The organism is Novosphingopyxis sp. YJ-S2-01, assembly GCF_016093175.1.
Lineage (GTDB): Bacteria > Pseudomonadota > Alphaproteobacteria > Sphingomonadales > Sphingomonadaceae > Novosphingopyxis > Novosphingopyxis iocasae.
Window position 1 is genome coordinate 1,995,944 of record NZ_JAEDAI010000001.1, and the last position, 16,162, is coordinate 2,012,105.

Annotated in this window: 17 protein-coding genes; 7 read left to right on the plus strand and 10 right to left on the minus strand. The window is 61.5% G+C overall.

Going from position 1 to position 16,162, the window contains the following annotated elements; translation table 11 throughout:
* Positions 1 to 33: 33 nt before the first annotated feature.
* Both ettA and I6A82_RS09780 read left to right on the plus strand, forming a co-directional pair.
* A complete protein-coding gene (gene ettA, locus I6A82_RS09775; protein WP_187336123.1) occupies positions 34 to 1,713 on the plus strand; it encodes an energy-dependent translational throttle protein EttA in 1,680 nt (559 codons plus the stop codon).
* Positions 1,714 to 1,990: 277 nt separating this feature from the next.
* Positions 1,991 to 2,458, plus strand: coding sequence for a hypothetical protein (locus tag I6A82_RS09780; RefSeq protein WP_198094719.1), 468 nt, complete (start codon positions 1,991 to 1,993; stop codon positions 2,456 to 2,458).
* Positions 2,459 to 2,824: 366 nt separating this feature from the next.
* On the opposite strand, the gene I6A82_RS09785 is transcribed toward I6A82_RS09780, so the two are convergent.
* From I6A82_RS09785 to I6A82_RS09820, 8 genes are all read right to left on the minus strand, one after another.
* Positions 2,825 to 3,394 (minus strand): Uma2 family endonuclease, encoded by a 570-nt coding sequence (locus I6A82_RS09785; RefSeq protein ID WP_198094720.1) that lies wholly within the window; start codon positions 3,392 to 3,394, stop codon positions 2,825 to 2,827.
* Between the two features lie 33 nt (positions 3,395 to 3,427).
* A complete protein-coding gene (locus tag I6A82_RS09790) occupies positions 3,428 to 3,778 on the minus strand; it encodes a gamma-glutamylcyclotransferase family protein (protein ID WP_198094721.1) in 351 nt (116 codons plus the stop codon).
* Positions 3,775 to 4,080, minus strand: a complete 306-nt coding sequence (locus tag I6A82_RS09795; RefSeq protein ID WP_198094722.1) for an acylphosphatase — start codon at positions 4,078 to 4,080, stop codon at positions 3,775 to 3,777. The genes I6A82_RS09790 and I6A82_RS09795 overlap by 4 nt, the downstream gene beginning before the upstream one ends.
* A gap of 6 nt (positions 4,081 to 4,086) precedes the next feature.
* A complete protein-coding gene (locus tag I6A82_RS09800) occupies positions 4,087 to 4,329 on the minus strand; it encodes a hypothetical protein (protein WP_187336127.1) in 243 nt (80 codons plus the stop codon).
* A 203-nt stretch (positions 4,330 to 4,532) separates the two neighbouring features.
* Positions 4,533 to 5,279 (minus strand): NYN domain-containing protein, encoded by a 747-nt coding sequence (locus tag I6A82_RS09805; RefSeq protein WP_198094723.1) that lies wholly within the window; start codon positions 5,277 to 5,279, stop codon positions 4,533 to 4,535.
* Between the two features lie 51 nt (positions 5,280 to 5,330).
* A complete protein-coding gene (putP, locus tag I6A82_RS09810) occupies positions 5,331 to 6,830 on the minus strand; it encodes a sodium/proline symporter PutP (RefSeq protein ID WP_198094724.1) in 1,500 nt (499 codons plus the stop codon).
* Between the two features lie 94 nt (positions 6,831 to 6,924).
* A complete protein-coding gene (locus tag I6A82_RS09815) occupies positions 6,925 to 7,542 on the minus strand; it encodes a pyridoxamine 5'-phosphate oxidase family protein (protein WP_198094725.1) in 618 nt (205 codons plus the stop codon).
* The gene (locus tag I6A82_RS09820) at positions 7,539 to 8,177 is read right to left on the minus strand and encodes a carbonic anhydrase (RefSeq protein ID WP_198094726.1); all 639 of its coding nucleotides are present in this window, start codon (positions 8,175 to 8,177) and stop codon (positions 7,539 to 7,541) included. Before I6A82_RS09820 ends, I6A82_RS09815 begins: the two co-directional genes overlap by 4 nt.
* Before the next feature lie 68 nt (positions 8,178 to 8,245).
* Here I6A82_RS09820 and lipA point away from each other — a divergent pair, with 68 nt between their 5' ends.
* Complete coding sequence (lipA, locus tag I6A82_RS09825) at positions 8,246 to 9,187, plus strand: lipoyl synthase (RefSeq protein ID WP_198095575.1); 942 nt, start codon at positions 8,246 to 8,248, stop codon at positions 9,185 to 9,187.
* Positions 9,187 to 9,657 (plus strand): type II toxin-antitoxin system RatA family toxin, encoded by a 471-nt coding sequence (locus tag I6A82_RS09830; RefSeq protein ID WP_198094727.1) that lies wholly within the window; start codon positions 9,187 to 9,189, stop codon positions 9,655 to 9,657. The genes lipA and I6A82_RS09830 overlap by 1 nt, the downstream gene beginning before the upstream one ends.
* Here the strand turns inward: I6A82_RS09830 and I6A82_RS09835 are convergent.
* Together I6A82_RS09835 and I6A82_RS09840 are read right to left on the minus strand one after the other, a co-directional pair.
* A complete protein-coding gene (locus tag I6A82_RS09835) occupies positions 9,609 to 10,124 on the minus strand; it encodes a CinA family protein (protein WP_198094728.1) in 516 nt (171 codons plus the stop codon). The two genes, I6A82_RS09830 and I6A82_RS09835, sit on opposite strands and share 49 nt — an antisense overlap.
* The gene (locus tag I6A82_RS09840; protein ID WP_198094729.1) at positions 10,121 to 11,263 is read right to left on the minus strand and encodes a bifunctional 2-C-methyl-D-erythritol 4-phosphate cytidylyltransferase/2-C-methyl-D-erythritol 2,4-cyclodiphosphate synthase; all 1,143 of its coding nucleotides are present in this window, start codon (positions 11,261 to 11,263) and stop codon (positions 10,121 to 10,123) included. Before I6A82_RS09840 ends, I6A82_RS09835 begins: the two co-directional genes overlap by 4 nt.
* A 112-nt stretch (positions 11,264 to 11,375) precedes the next feature.
* On the opposite strand from I6A82_RS09840, the gene dusB reads away from it, so the two are divergent.
* The 3 genes from dusB (at position 11,376) to ntrX (ending at position 16,124) form a co-directional block, all read left to right on the plus strand.
* Entirely contained in the window at positions 11,376 to 12,374 is a 999-nt protein-coding gene (gene dusB, locus I6A82_RS09845; protein ID WP_425498180.1) for a tRNA dihydrouridine synthase DusB, read from the plus strand.
* A 112-nt stretch (positions 12,375 to 12,486) separates the two neighbouring features.
* Entirely contained in the window at positions 12,487 to 14,745 is a 2,259-nt protein-coding gene (locus tag I6A82_RS09850) for a sensor histidine kinase (protein ID WP_198094730.1), read from the plus strand.
* The gene (gene ntrX / locus I6A82_RS09855; protein WP_187336138.1) at positions 14,745 to 16,124 is read left to right on the plus strand and encodes a nitrogen assimilation response regulator NtrX; all 1,380 of its coding nucleotides are present in this window, start codon (positions 14,745 to 14,747) and stop codon (positions 16,122 to 16,124) included. The genes I6A82_RS09850 and ntrX overlap by 1 nt, the downstream gene beginning before the upstream one ends.
* The last annotated feature ends 38 nt before the right edge of the window (positions 16,125 to 16,162 follow it).

The window sequence follows — 16,162 nt, forward strand, 5'->3', positions numbered from 1 at the left end:
AAAACGGGGCGGGCCAACCGAAAGCAAGACGACATGGCCGCCCAGTACAGCTTCGTGATGAAGAACCTCACGAAAACCTTCCCCGGAGCGCCCAAGCCCACGCTCTCCAACCTCAGCCTGCAATTCTATCAGGACGCCAAGATCGGCATCGTCGGGCCGAACGGCACCGGCAAGTCCACGCTGATGAAGATCATGGCCGGCATGGACAAGGAATTTACCGGAGAGGCCTGGCCGGGCGAGGGCATCACCGTCGGCTATCTGGCGCAGGAGCCAGAGCTGGACGAGAGCAAGACGGTGAAGGAAAATGTGATGGACGGCGTGCGTCCCGTCGCGGACCTGGTCGATCGGTTCAACGAGATCAGCACCCTGATGGGTGATCCGCCCGAAGATGCCGATTTCGACGCGCTCATGGAAGAGATGGGCACGCTGCAGGAAAAGATCGACGCGGTCGACGGCTGGACGCTCGACAACCAGCTCGAAATCGCGATGGAGGCCCTCCGCTGCCCGCCCGGCGACAGCTCGGTCGCCAATCTTTCCGGTGGTGAGAAGCGCCGCGTGGCGCTCACCCGCCTGCTCCTCGAAAAGCCCGACATCCTGTTGCTTGACGAGCCGACCAACCATCTCGACGCCGAAAGCGTATCCTGGCTGGAAAAGCACCTGGTGGATTATGCCGGCAACGTCATCCTCGTCACCCACGATCGCTACTTCCTCGACAATGTGGTGAACTGGATCCTCGAGCTCGATCGTTCGCGCTACTTCGTTTATGAGGGCAATTACTCCACCTATCTGGAGAAGAAGGCCAAGCGACTCGAGCAGGAAGCGCGCGAGGACAAGGGCCGCCAGAAGGCGATCGAGGACGAGCTGGCCTGGATCCGGCAGAGCCCGAAGGCCCGCCAGACCAAGAGCAAGGCGCGTATCCGCGCGTTCGACGAACTGGTCGAGGCGCAGGAAAACCGCGCGCCCGGCAAGGCGCAGATCCTCATCCAGACGCCCGAACGGCTGGGCGGCAAGGTGATCGAGGCGCAAGGGCTGACCAAGTCCTTCGGTGACAAGGTATTGTTCGAAGACCTCACCTTCTCGCTGCCCCCCGGCGGCATCGTCGGCGTGATCGGCCCCAACGGCGCGGGCAAGACCACTTTGTTCAAGCTCATCACCGGCAAGGAAGAGCCTGATTCCGGCTCCATCGAAATCGGCGAGACCGTGCGTCTGGGCTATGTCGACCAGAGCCGCGACCATCTCGATCCCGCCAAGAACGTCTGGGAGGAAATCTCCGACGGGCTGGATTATATGAAGCTCGGCAAGCATGAGATGGCGACGCGGGCCTATGTCGGCGCGTTCAACTTCAAGGGCGGCGACCAGCAGAAGAAGGTCGGCAAGCTGTCGGGCGGTGAGCGCAACCGCGTGCACATGGCCAAGATGCTGAAGGAGGGCGGCAACGTCCTGCTGCTGGACGAACCGACCAACGATCTCGACACCGAAACGCTCGCCGCGCTCGAAGAGGCACTGGAAAGCTTCGCGGGCTGTGCCGTGGTCATCAGCCACGATCGCTTCTTCCTCGATCGCCTGGCCACCCACATCCTCGCCTTCGAAGGGGACAGCCACGTCGAATGGTTCGAAGGCAACTTCCAGGCTTACGAAGAAGACAAGGTCCGCCGCCTGGGCGAAGACGCGCTGAAGCCGGGCAAGACGAGCTATAAGCGCCTGACGCGTTAGTTTCCCATCTGGAAGCACTATCAGCGCCACCCCGGTTCACGCCGGGGTGGCGTTCTTTATTCTCCTTCAGCAGCGGTCCTCGGATGCCGCCCGTCTCTTTTTGAAGGATAGGACCGAGATTAGATGCGGACTGACCGGTTTTCGGTTCGAGAACCCGCCGGCTACGATGGCAGCCGAGAGCTTTGCGACGGCTGCCAACGACCCCCTAGTCGTTACTCATCATTTGTCGTACAGTTGACAATGGCGGACACTTCTACCGCTATTGAGGTCTGAGGCCATGAAACTGAGGGTTAGCTCCGTTTTGCTTGCCAGTTTGGGAATCTCCGCCTGCGCTGATCAATTTATCGATGACACGAGCGCCAAAGTTGCGACCATGAAAGGCGATTGGCTTGTAACGGCTATCGATGACGAACTTGTCTTGGACGGAAACGGAAACGCAGCGCCGTTGATCATAACGGCATCTGATGAAGTTTTCCGCTGGGAGCCAAGTTGCGCACAGCTAATGTTCCTCTACCGCTTAGAGGGAAGCGATTTTCGTGCCGATCAAATCCGTTACGATGTTCCTTATGATGAGCCCTATTATCACCCCTCGGAGTACATGCCGCCGCCTTGTGCGATCGCCTTGCCGCCGAAGCTAAAAGACGCAATGGCTGTTATGGCGACCGCTCGAGAGATTGAATTTACCGCAGATGGAGGCTTCCGGTTGCGGAGTGATGAGCACAACTTGACGCTCAGACAACGTTAGTCATGTTTGCAGTGATTTGCACTGGGACATGTATCAAGTCACGAACAGCTGTTGGTCCGCTTTCCACCCCATTCTCGGCCATTCCATTACGAGCCGTCGCTAGCCGAACGAACGACCGCTTTCGGGCAATAAGGCACGCGCCGCGAATGACCGACTTTAAGCGCGGAAGCCAAAAGACCGGTTTTTCCTGTTTGAAAAGTGGGGTGCGAACCTAAGCGTCGCCCCCGGCGAAGACTGGGACCCGTTAGGCCTAGCGAACGGGAGCCTTGTTCGATTAAATTGCACGTACTGCGCGGGTGGGATGCGGGATAGGCTCCAATTTTCGCTGAAGCGACCGGGTTTGTTGGTGCCGGTTTGTGGCGGAGATCAGATTTTGCCAGTTTCCACTGCTAGTTTGTCGATGGTCATAGCCTGGACGGGTTCGCCCAGCAGCATCTCGCGCCGCTCGCCATAGCGCTCTGCACCGGGTGCCCATAGTTGGTGGATCACGCGTCGCTCCAGATCGACTACCCAATATTCCGGAATTCCGGCGGCTGCGTAGAGGCCAGCTTTCGGGCCGAGATCGAATTTCTGCGTGCTGTCGGCCACTTCGATCACGAGCTGCACGGTCTCGGCCGGAACAAGCTCGTCACCATGATAGTCGGTTACGACCAGATCGGGTTCGGGCGCGCCGTCGGGTGCGATGCGAACCGTGACTTCGGACAGAACCTCCCAGCTCGGTTGGATAATTTTCAGCGCCTCGGTGAGTATCAGCAGGAGCCTCGTCTTTGCCCGCGCATGGCGGCTATGCTGCGCGTTCACCGTGTAGATTTCCCCCCGGATAAGCTCCGCCTTCGCCTTGTCTGCGAACGACCCTTGCCGGTGGAGCAGGAGAAAGTCGTCGATACTGAAAAGGTATCGACTGGGACGCACGGCAATGACTTCATGAGCTGTCATGGCGCTGAGTTTATCATCATCGGGGTGCGCCCACTAGCGCGAACGCCATGTGCGCCAGTCCCCGCCGCCGATGTCCGGCAGCGATGCTACGTCGAAGTTATATTCATATAGCCAGACCTCGCGCCTGCCGGACGTCGTCACTTGTCTGCGGATATAGAGCGAGCCGCTTGGGTCGTGGGGATTGTAATCCTCGAACCGGTCGAGCGCTGTCCAGACGGCCTCGTCGGTAACGCGGAAGACTTCGCCGTGAACCGGGGTGCCTTCGCCGAGGATGAGACCGGGATAGCCGCCGCAATCGTACAGACGGCCGGAGACGCTGTCCCGGCCGATCGATGTCAGTTTGTCGTGAAGTTGCAAGTCGGCGAAACCGGTCTGGCCGGTCATGAGCAAGCCGTAGGTGAAGAGCAGATCGGCCACTGTCGCTTAGCGAAACTTTCGAACCCTTCCGGCTCGGCTTCTGCGCAGTCGATGCGTTCGACATCGGCGGCGGGCGGGCCGTCCTGCGCGAGGTCGATCAGGCGGTCGATGGCGTCAGGCTCACCCTCGGCGTGGATTTCCACCGTGCCGTCGTCATGGTTGCGGACCCAGCCAGTAAGGCCAAGATCGCGCGCCGCCTCGACCGTCCAGTTGCGGTACCAGACACCCTGGACACGGCCGTGGACGACGAGGCGGCGGGCGGTGGTCATAGGCTTTTACGTGGCGCTGGTTTCATTGGGCTTGGTGTCGGCGCGATCGTCGCCTTTGTCGACGCCGGTATCGACCTGCGGATCGTCCACGCGCTTGGCTTCGGCGCGGGTGCCGACGGCGGTCTGCTTGTCGCCGCCCGAACGGCTCTGTTCGGCGCCGCCGCCCATCGCGTCCTTCTGCGCGGCATCGATGATGCGGCTGTCGTCATGGTCGCGGGCGGTTTCGGTGCGCTTGTTTTCGTCGGTCATGTGATCTCCTTTAGATTTGGAGGGTCAACGGTCCGACAGGCGAGGGCGTTCCGGCCGCGCGATTTTGCGCTGTCCTACAGGAGAACAAATGGGGTAAACGAGGATCGGTTCTTTGATATCGTGAGCGCGCGCGGGGCCGCGGGGGCAGGGCGTTTCCGGAGGCAAGGATTTCCCTACCAGGACTGTGTGAAGCAGTGTGAAGCTCAGCGCAGCCGCTTGACCCAGAGCTGGTTGCCGTCGCGCCGTTCGGTCTGGAAGTTGGGCACCGCCTCGAACAGGTCGCTAAGACGCGAGAAGCCGTAGTTGCGCACGTCGAAGCTGGAACGGTTGCCCGCGCGCTGGCCCACCTGCGACATGTTGGCGAAGCCGCGCTCGTCCCGGTCGCTGGCATTGTACGCATCGACGAGCAGGGCGATGAGCTTGTCGTCCACTTGGCCGCGCTCCTGCGTGCCGTTGGACGCCTTGGCCTCCCCGGTCTTGGCGGGCTTGTCGCCGCGCGGTGTGTCCTTGCGCATCAGCGCGTCGACATCGATGAAGCGGGTGCAGGCGGCCTTGAAGGCTTCCGGCGTCTTGGCACTGCCGAAGCCGTAGACCGGGTAGCCGTCTTGGCGCAGGCGCATGGCGAGCGGCATGAAGTCGCTGTCCGAGCTCATGATGCCGAAGCCGTTCACACGCCCGCCGATCAGCATGTCCATCGCATCGATGGTCATCTTCATGTCGGTGGCGTTCTTGCCCTTGGTCATGTCGAACTGCTGCTGCGGCTCGATGCCGTAGAGGTGCAGCTTGTCGACCCAACCCTTAAGCGCCTGCTTGCGCCAATTGCCATAGGCGCGGCGGATGTTCACCTCGCCCAGTTCGGCCATCACGGTGAGCACGGCGTCGATGCCGGCGTGGGACGCGTTGTCGGCGTCGATCAGAAGGGCGGTGTTGCGTTTGCCATCGGTTGTCATGCGCGCTGCCCTGCCTGCTTGCATCCGCGATTGCAAACGTTCAGGGGCGCATTACTCGGCAGGCTGCGGTGCCGAATCGTCGGCCACCTCTTCGAACGGGGCGGGTTCGGTCATCAAGCTGACGACCACCACGGCGATGAAGGAGGTGATGAAGCCGGGGATGATCTCGTACACGCCTTCGCCGCCCATGAAGCTCTTGCCCCAGCCCAGGGCGATCCAGCCGACGACGACGACCGCGCCGGTGAGCAGGCCTGCGACAGCGCCTGCGCCGCTCATCCGCTTCCAGGTGAGCGAGAGCAGGATCATGGGGCCGAACGCCGCGCCGAAGCCGGCCCAGGCGTTGGAGACGAGGCCCAGCACCTCGCTGTTCGGATCGCTGGCGATCAGGATCGCGACGAGCGAGACGAGAAGGACGCAGATGCGCCCGACGTTCACCGACTCGCGCTCGGACGCATTCTTGCGCAGGAACAGCTTGTAGAAGTCCTCCGTCAACGAGCTGGACGAAACGAGCAACTGCGAGCTGATGGTCGACATGATGGCAGCCAAGAGCGCGGCGAGGAGGAAGCCGGTGATGAGGGGGTGGAAGAGCAGGTCGGCGAGAACGATGAAGATCGTCTCGGGGTCTTCCACCACGATGCCGTTACGCGCGGCGTAGGCGCGGCCGGCAAGGCCCACGCCCAGCGCGCCCAGCAGGCAGACGAACATCCAGGTCATGCCAATGTTCCGCGCGGTGGCGACGGCCTTCACGCTGCGCACCGCCATGAAGCGCACGATGATGTGCGGCTGGCCGAAATAGCCAAGGCCCCAGGCGACCGCGGAGAAGAAGCCGATGGTCGTGAGCCCGTAAGTGAGGTCTAGGAAGCCCGGCTGTACCTGCGTAAGCGATTCGCCCGCGCTGCCGCCGGGCCCGAACATGACGACGAGCGGCATGAGGACGAGCGCAACGACCATGATGCAGCCTTGTACGAAATCGGTCAGGCTGACGGCGAGGAAGCCGCCGACCATGGTGTAGGCCAGCACGACGCCCGCGGTGATCCACAGGCCCAGCGTGTAGTCGGGGATGCCGATGTCACCGAAGAGCGCGGCAAAGCTCGTCTCGAACAGCTTGCCGCCGCCGACGAGGCCGGCAGCGGTGTACACTGCGAAGAACACTACGACGATAAGCGCGCTGGTGACGCGTAGCGCCAGCGCGCGGTCCGGAAAGCGGTTGGCGAGGAATTCTGGGATGGTGAGGGCGTTGCCGAGCCGCTCGGTCTGCTCACGCAGCCGAGGCGCGACGATGATCCAATTGAGGAGCGCACCGAAGAACAGACCGATGCCGATCCACGCGGACACGAGGCCGGAGGCAAACAGTGCGCCGGGCAGACCGAGGAGCAGCCAGCCGGACATGTCGCTGGCGCCGGCGGACAGGGCAGCCACTGCGGGATGCAGTTGGCGTCCTCCGAGCAGATAGCCTTCGCTGCTGTCGGTCGACTTGCGCCAGGCATAGAGCCCGATGCCAATCATGAGGATGAAGTAGAGCGCGAGAGAGATGAGTGTGCCGGTCTTCATGGCGCCTTGGATAAGGATCGAGCGGCCCTTGTCCAGCCCGGCGGTGCTTCATACGCGGCGGACTGCCTTTAGGCAGTCCGGTGGCGGCGACTGATCAGGGAACCAGCCAGGTTTTGTCCCAGCATTCGCCGTTCCAAGCGAATCGCGCCCGGCGGTGGCCCTGATGGGCGAGATAATAAAAATCGATTTGATCGATTTCGACCTGCACGATCGCGAAATTGCTGCGGGCGGGCTTCAGTTGCTCGTCGCTTGGCTTCTCGCCCTGAACCGCTGCGGGAAGGCCGGAAGTGGGTTCCGGCATTGGCGTTCCAGGGCCGGGATCAGCCAGGTAACAACGGCGCGCAAAGTTATCTGCCTTGCTCCAGGCCTCGTCGGCTGACGCGCTACGGGTTTGAACGCTGGCTGTGCCCGAGAGCCTCAACTGCAGCTTGGCGTCCGCATCGTAAACTAGCACGCTGACCGGCGCGGCCGAGCCGATCTCCACGATCTTGTCGGATCGGGCATCGGTGTGAAAACGCATGTGCCGCCTATCTCGATCGGCTTCGCGCAGGACCATGATCCGTTGCTGCGGCCGCCCCTTGGCGTCCACGGTGGCCAACGACGGCGTATGCGCCCCGCCTGACCGGCTGTGCGCCCCTTCTAGAAGGAGCGCCCAGGCACGGTCGAGCGAGGCATCTAGATCGTTGTAGAAATCGGGAAGAGCGTCGCTCATCTCACCGTTTCGAACTGATCGCTGTCCTTGTTGAGTACGTGAAGCTCGCCGTCCTCGATGGCGAAATAAGCACCCTGCAGCTTCAGTTCACCCTTTTCGACCTTTTCGGCGACGTAGGGGAACGTCATGAGGTTGTTGAGGCTGACGCGCACTCCGGCAAGCTCCATGGCACGCCCAGCGTCGCGGCCTTCGGTGCCATATTCGTCCGCCACCTTTTTCTTGGCATCGCGCAGCATGCGTACCCAATCCGCGATGTGGGCGCCTTCGCCATGGCCGGTGTCTGCGACATTGCCTGTCAGCGCAGCATTGCAGCCACCGCAGCGCCCATGGCCCATCACAACGATTTCGGGGACCTTCAGGAACTGGACGGCAAACTCGATCGCTGCGGAGACACCGTGAAAGCCGGGGCTGGTTTCAAAGGGAGGGACTAGCGCCGCCACGTTGCGCACGACGAAGATCTCGCCCGGCTTGCTGTTGAACACGAGTGCGGGGTCGACTCGGCTGTCCGAGCAGGAGATCACCATCACCTGCGGCGATTGGCCTTCGGTCAGTTCTTCCCAGCGCTGGCGGTGCGCTTCCCAATCGTTGCGGTAGAAGCCGCGATAGCCTTCGATCATATCGTTAAAGTCGGTCATGGATTTCCTTTATCCCTAGAACGGCTTTGGGGGTGGCAACCATTGGGTGGCGTCGCTATTTCCGGGTCATGAACGACATGACCAACACTCCAGTTCCCGAGAATCGTCCGGAACGCAAGCGCAAGCCGGACTGGATCCGGGTGAAGGCCCCGACCAGCCAGGGGTTTGCCGAAACGCGCAAATTGATGCGCGAGCTGAACCTGAATACCGTGTGCGAAGAGGCCGCCTGCCCGAACATCGGCGAATGCTGGACCAAGAAGCACGCCACCGTGATGATCTTGGGCGATGTCTGCACGCGCGCCTGTGCCTTCTGTAACGTCAAGACCGGCATGCCACGCATCGTGGACAAGTCCGAGCCCGGCCATGTCGCCGAGGCTGCGGCCAAGATGGGCCTGGAACATATCGTCATCACGTCGGTGGACCGGGACGATCTACCGGACGGCGGCGCGGATCAGTTCGTCAGAGTAATCAACGAACTGCGCAACCAGACGCCCAGCACCACGATCGAGATCCTGACGCCCGATTTCCGCAACAAGCACGAACAGGCGATCGAGAAGATCGGCGCGGCGGGGCCGGATGTGTTCAATCATAATCTGGAAACGGTGCCGCGGCTGTATCCCACCATCCGTCCGGGCGCGCGCTATTACAGCTCGCTGCGCCTGCTGGAGCAGATGAAGCGCCACGCGCCGTCGATCTTCACCAAGTCCGGCATCATGCTCGGTCTCGGCGAACAGCGGCTGGAGGTGCATCAGGTGATGGACGACATGCGCTCCGCCGATGTCGACTTCCTCACAATGGGCCAATATCTCCAGCCGACGCCCAAGCATGCCGAGGTGGTGGACTTCGTTCCGCCCAAAGGCTTCGATGCGTTCGCTGCGATTGCGCGCGCCAAGGGCTTCCTGATGGTCGCATCGAGCCCGTTGACCCGCTCCAGCTATCATGCCGGTGACGATTTCGCGCAGATGCGGGCTGCGCGGGAGGAGAAGCTGGCCAAGGCGGCGGCGCGCTGATGCCCCGCCATAGCGAAAAGCGCCGGATGCCCTACACGCCCGAGCAGTTGTACGATCTGGTCGCGGACGTGAAAAGCTATCCCGAGTTCCTGCCCTGGGTGGTGGCCATGCGCGTGCGCAAGGAACAGCCGACCGAGACGATTGCCGATATGGTGGTGGGCTTCAAGGCGATCCGCGAGAGCTTCACTTCAAAGGTGTTAAAGGTGCCCAAGACGGCCATCCACGTCGAATATGTCGATGGCCCTTTGCAATATCTTCACAACGACTGGGCCTTCGAGAGCGACGGGGAAGGCGGTTGCATCGTCGACTTCAAGGTCGATTTCGCCTTCAAGAACCGGCTGTTCCAGAGCCTGGCCGGCCAGTTTTTCGAAAAGGCGTTGATGAAGATGATCGGTGCGTTCGAAAAACGCGCTGAGGAGCTTTATGGCGCGTCGGGCAATAACAATTCGAGCGCACAGATCACCGCCTGACGGCGAATTTCGGCGCGGCTCTTGTCCTCGCCAAAGTCCTTGCGATCGGCATGGATCTGCTCGGGATCATCGCCGCGCTTGGCTTTCGCGAAGACCACCGTGCCGACCGGCTTGTTTGGCGAGCCGCCGCCGGGACCGGCAACGCCGCTGATCGCAACGGCAACATCCGCGTCGCTCTTTGCGAGCGCGCCCTGCGCCATGCCCCAAGCCACCGCCATCGAAACTGCGCCGAACACCTCGATCAGATCGGGCGCGACATCCAGCATCGCGATCTTCGCTTCATCGGCATAGGTGGTGAAGCCGCATTGGAACACCGCGCTGCTTCCCGGAACCTCCGTCAGCGCGCCGGATACCAGTCCACCCGTGCAACTCTCGGCGACGGTCACCCGGCGTCCGATCGCCTTGTTCTCGTCAATCACGCGCTTTGCGAGATCGTACACCTCCGAAGAGAAAAGCGTATCGGTCATGGTTCGTCCTTTCTCTGAAGCAGCGCATTGGCGCTGGCGGCGATCGCCTCGCGCCGACCGGTATAGCCCAGGCCCTCAGTAGTCGTCGCCTTAATGCTGATACGTGCGATATCGGTGCCGACGATCCGGGCAACTTCCTCGCGCATCGCATCGCGCCGCGGTCCGATTTTGGGAGCCTCGCAGATCACCGTGCAATCGATATTGCCGATCATGTAGTGCGCGGCATCTGCTAGCGCCACCGCATGGGCCAGGAAACGGTCCGATCGCGCGCCGCGCCATTGGGGATCGCTTGGCGGGAAATGACTGCCAATGTCCCCAGCCCCGATCGCGCCCAGGATCGCGTCGGTGATCGCGTGAAGCACCACATCGGCGTCGCTGTGGCCGGCAAGGCCGAAGTCGTGATCGAACAAAACGCCGCACAGCCACAATTCTTCACCGCGAACCAGGCGATGCACGTCATATCCCGTCCCGATGCGGAAGGGGGGCAGGGGGCTCAGTTCCATGAAGTCCTCCGCAAAGGTGATCTTTTTCAAACGCTCATCGCCCGGCACCAACGCTACTTCTCCCCCGCTTGCGCGCAGCATCTGGGCATCGTCGCTCGCATCCCGATCCTCTGGCCAGGCACGGTGGGCGGCAAGGATGGCCTGAAGGTCGAACGCCTGCGGTGTCTGGACGCGGCGAAGGGCCTCGCGCGGGACAATAACTCCGTCCTCCGCCCGGATAATGCTATCGGCAACCGGCAGAACAGGAGTTGCTCCGGGCGCAATTGCCAGTGCGGTCATCAACGCTTCGATCACGCTATCCGGCACATCCGGCCGTGCGGCGTCGTGAATGAAAACTACGCCCTGCGCGCCATGTGCAGCCAGATGTTCCAGCCCGTTTCGTACACTATCGCGCCGGGTGGCACCGCCGGTGATGAGCTTTGCTTTGATACCGCCAAGCGCTGCCAGCGCTTCTCCCTCTTGCCCGGCGCCGATAGCGATCGTCAGCGAGCGGACCCGCTTATCCTGCGCGAAGCGTTCGGCGCTCCAGCGAAGCAGTGGCTTGCCGAGATAAGAGCGATACTGCTTCGGCACATTGCCGCCGACGCGGCTTCCGCTGCCGGCAGCGACGATCAGGATATGCAGGTCTTGCGCCATCGCCGCGCCCTTAGCGCCCCCTGATCTTGTCCGCCAAGCGCTTTAACGCTATTTAGCGGTCTAACACGCGGGTCTAACCAGCCTCCTTCCTGTCAACATGCGGACTTACGATATGCGGCTTTCGCCCATCCAGATCGGCGACATCACCATTGCGCAGCCGGTGATCCTGGCGCCAATGACCGGTGTGACGGACATGCCGTTCCGAAAGCTTGTGCGCCGCTATGGCTCCGGCCTCAACGTGACCGAGATGATCGCCAGCCAGGCGATGATCCGTGAGACGCTCCAATCGGTACAGAAGGCGGCGTGGGACCCGGCAGAGGAGCCGGTCTCGATGCAGCTTGCCGGCTGCGATCCGCAAGTGATGGCCGAGGCGGCGAAGCTGAATGAAGATCGCGGCGCGGCGATTATCGATATCAATATGGGCTGCCCGGTAAAAAAGGTCGTCAATGGCGATGCAGGCTCTGCTCTGATGCGCGATCTTCCGCTGGCGCGCCGCCTGATCGAGGCGACCGTGAATGCGGTGAAGGTGCCGGTCACTGTAAAGATGCGCATGGGCTGGGACCATTCGAGCCTGAACGCGCCGGAACTTGCGCATATTGCCGAGGATGTCGGCGCCAAGCTGATCACCGTGCATGGCCGCACGCGCTGCCAGATGTACAAGGGGACGGCGGACTGGTCGTTCATTGCAAAGGTGAAAGAGGCCACGAACCTTCCCGTCATCGCCAATGGCGACATCTGCTCCATCGAGGATGCCGACAAGGCGTTGGAGCAAAGCGGGGCGGATGGCGTCATGATCGGCCGCGGCGCTTATGGAAAGCCGTGGCTGCTCGGGCAGGTGATGCGCTGGCTGGCGGACGGCACCCGTCTGCCCGATCCCTCGCTGACGGAACAATATCGCCTGATCGATGAGCATTATCTGGCAATGATGGATCATTATGGTCCAGATGTCGGCGCCCGGTGCGCGCGCAAGCATCTGGGCTGGTACGTCAAGGGGCTGCCCGGTTCGGCAGAATGGCGCAATGCAGTGAATCAGGAGCCGGACCCGAAGAAGGTGCGCGATATGCTCGCCCGCTTCTACGAGCCCTATCTGGAGCGTGCAGAAGCGGCCTGACGCGTCCAGCCGGGTCCAGCGGACGGTGAATATCGCTTTTAGACCGCTTTTTGTGGTGAACCGGCCACGTTGATGGGCTAACTGTGTCCTGATGGCCACTAGCGCGCCCCGATTGGACGTTGAGATAAGCGAACGCCGCCGAAGCGTCTTCTCCCGACTGGCAGACTTTGCCGGCGGCGAACGTGCCATCTCCATATGGGAGTGGGTCAGCGCGATCGGGATGCTCCTGATTGCCGGTCTTACCTACTGGGTGCTTTCTGGCCAGGGCAGCAACAATGTGCCGCTCAGTCCCGTGGTCATGGCAGCTCTGCTTGTTGCCAATCTTTTGCCCGCTACTGCAATTCTTGTCCTAGGCGGCCGGAGGATGGCGCTGCGCCGCGCGGCGCGGTCGTCGATCGGCAGCAAGGGGCGGCTCCATGTCCGGCTGGTGGCGCTGTTCTCGCTGATCGCCGCGGTGCCGACCTTGCTGGTCGTGATCTTTGCCTCGATCCTGTTTCAGAGCGGTGTGCAATTCTGGTTCTCGGACCCGGCGCGCGGAATGATCGAAAATTCGGTTTCGCTCTCCAAGGGCTATTACGCCGAAAAACTGAACGACGTGCGCGACGAAACGCTCACCATGGCGAGCGATCTCAGGATCGTGCTCGGCCAGACAAGCCTGCAGTCGCCCGCCTTTCAGGATGCCTATGTCGTTCAAACCGTGGGCCGTAAATTCAACCAGGCGGTCATGGTCCAACTGGGCGAGGACGGGCGCCAGCGCACGGCCGCGGTGGCAGGTTCGGAGGGCACACCGACGGGCGATCCCCAATGGATAGGGCCGGACATCATGCACCAGCTTAAGTCCGGCGAGCAGATCGTGGTGCAGGCCGACGCGGATAAGATCGAATCCGCGACGCCGATTTTTCCGGAGAGCGGACTTTATCTTTACACCACCCGCACCGTAAATTCGGCCGGCTTCACGATGGGAGACCGCGCGCAGGAGGTGTTGAACGATTATCGCGCGCTGGCCGAGCGATCGCGCAGTCTGCAGCTTCAGTTCAATGCCGCGCTGTTCCTGATCTCACTGCTGATTATCGGTGTTGCCGTATGGGTGGCGTTGCTGGTGGCGGACCGGCTGGTCAATCCGGTTACCGAGCTGGTCTATGCCGCGCAGAATGTGGCCGACGGCAAATTTTCCACGCGCGTGCCGATCGTCGACGACCAGCCGGATGAAATCGGAATTTTGCGCCGCTCCTTCAATCGCATGACGGAGCGCCTCGAAATCCAGACATCCGATCTGCTTGCTGCGAACAGTCAGCTCGATGGACGCCGCGCGTTCATCGAAACCGTGCTGGAATCGGTGACGGCCGGCATTGTCAGCCTTGGCGACGATGGGCGCATCCGTCTTGCCAACAGCATCGCCCAGCAACTGCTCGGCAGCGATGGCCAGGGTCTTATCGATAGGCCGCTGCGCGATGTTTCGCCCGCTATGGCGGATCTGGTCGATGGAGGAGAAGAGCGCGCGGTGATGCAGTTCGGCGGCGGTGACGATGCCCGCACGCTCGCCGTGAATCTGTCCGTCCGGCCTGACGCCAAGGTTCTGACGTTCGAAGATATTACGCAGCAACTGGTGGACCAGCGCCGCGCCGCCTGGGCCGATGTCGCCCGCCGCATCGCGCACGAAATCAAGAACCCTCTCACCCCGATCCAGCTCGCCGCCGAGCGGCTGAAGCGCAAGTTCGGCAAAGATATTGCGAAAGATGGCGACGTCTTCCTGGAACTTACCGGCACGATCATTCGTCAGGTTGGCGACCTTCGCAATATCGTCGACGAGTTCTCGGCCTTCGCACGAATGCCCAAGCCCGTTTTCCGCAGCGAGAGCCTGCAGGATATGGTCAAACAGTCGCTATTGCTTCACGAAGTCGCACACCCCGATATCATTTTCGATCTCAACGCGCCGGATGACGATGTAGAGCTCGTGTGCGATCGACGCCAGATCGGCCAAGCGTTCACCAATATCATCAAGAACGCGGTGGAAGCGGTCGATGAACGTGCTCAGGCCGATCCCGGTTTCAATCTCTCCGATGGCCGGATTGGCGTCCGGATCGCAAAGAGCGACGATGACATCCGTGTCGAGATTAGTGATAACGGCATCGGATTGCCCGAGGACCGCGATCGCATCGTCGAACCTTATATGACCACCCGCGCTAGCGGCACCGGCCTCGGCCTCGCGATTGTGAAGAAGATCGTGGAGGAGCATTTCGCAGAGATCGGCTTCAGCGACTCCGCTGATGGCGGCACTTGCGTAACCTTGCGCTTCTCTCCCGCGTTGTTGGGTACGCCCGGCGGCAACAAACTCAGTGACGACCAGAACGGCCCGAAGGACAAGAATTAATGTCGCTCGATATCCTCATAGTCGATGACGAAAAGGACATTCGTGATCTCGTTGCGGGCGTGCTCTCTGACGAGGGCTTCGAAACGCGAACGGCCGAGAACAGCGATAGCGCGATGGACGCAATCAACGAACGTCGTCCGTCGCTTCTGCTTCTCGATGTCTGGCTCCGCGGCTCGAAAATGGACGGTCTCGAAATCCTCAAAGAAGTAAAGAGCCGCGATCCGGATCTTCCGGTGATCGTATTCTCCGGTCATGGAAATATCGATACCGCGGTTGCCGCGGTAGGCATGGGCGCCGTCGACTTCATTGAGAAGCCTTTCGAGGCCGAGCGGCTGATTCACCTCGTCAATCGCGCTACGGAGACCGAGCGGCTGAAGCAGGAGAACGCCGTCCTCAAAGAAAAGGTGGGACAGGCTGAGGAACTGACCGGCAATTCCAGTACCATCAACAATGTCCGCGCGACGCTTAAGCGTGTGGCCGGCACGGGAAGTCGTTTGCTGATTACCGGGCCGGCGGGTGTGGGCAAGGAAGTGGCCGCGCGGCTTTTGCATGGCTGGAGCCCGCGCGCTTCGGCGGCTTTCGTCACCGTCAGCGCTGCACGCATGGCACCGGACCATGTCGAGGAAGAACTGTTTGGGATGGAGCGGGAGGGGCGCCTTATTCAGGCTGGCCTGCTTGAGCGAGCCCATGGCGGCACCCTGTTTATCGACGAGGTCGCGGATATGCCGCTCAACACGCAAGGGAAAATTCTGCGTGTGCTAACCGATCAGAGCTTTATCCGCGTCGGCGGCAGCCGTCCTGTTCGTGTCGACGTGCGCTTCATCTCTTCCACCTCGCGCGATCTTGCGGAGGAAATTGAGGCAAAGCGGTTCCGGGAAGATCTGTTCTACAGGCTCAACGTGGTTCCCATCGATCTGCCGCCGTTGACCGAGCGGCGCGAGGATATCCCGGCGCTGGCCCGTCATTTCGTCGCCCGGTTCTCCAGCGAACAGCATATTGCGCCGCCCGAGATTACCGAAGAGGCGATGGCAGCGCTGCAATCATGTGAGTGGCCGGGTAATGTCCGCCAACTCCGCAATGTGATCGAGCGGACGATCATTCTTTCCCCGGTCGAGCGGCGGGACAAGATCGAACTCGACATGTTGCCGCCGGAAGTGATGGGACAGGATGGAAATTCGGGGTCCGCAATCACCAACATGATGGGATCGCCGCTGCGCGAAGCCAGGGAAACCTTTGAACGCGAATATCTTCGCATCCAGATCCGGCGTTTTTCGGGGAACGTGTCTCGCACGGCTACGTTCATCGGTATGGAGCGCTCTGCCCTGCACAGGAAGCTCAAGCTTCTCGGAATTTCCGATCGGAAGAAGGAAGGCGATTGAGCCCTCGGCAGACAGAGTGACGATAACAATAATCCGCG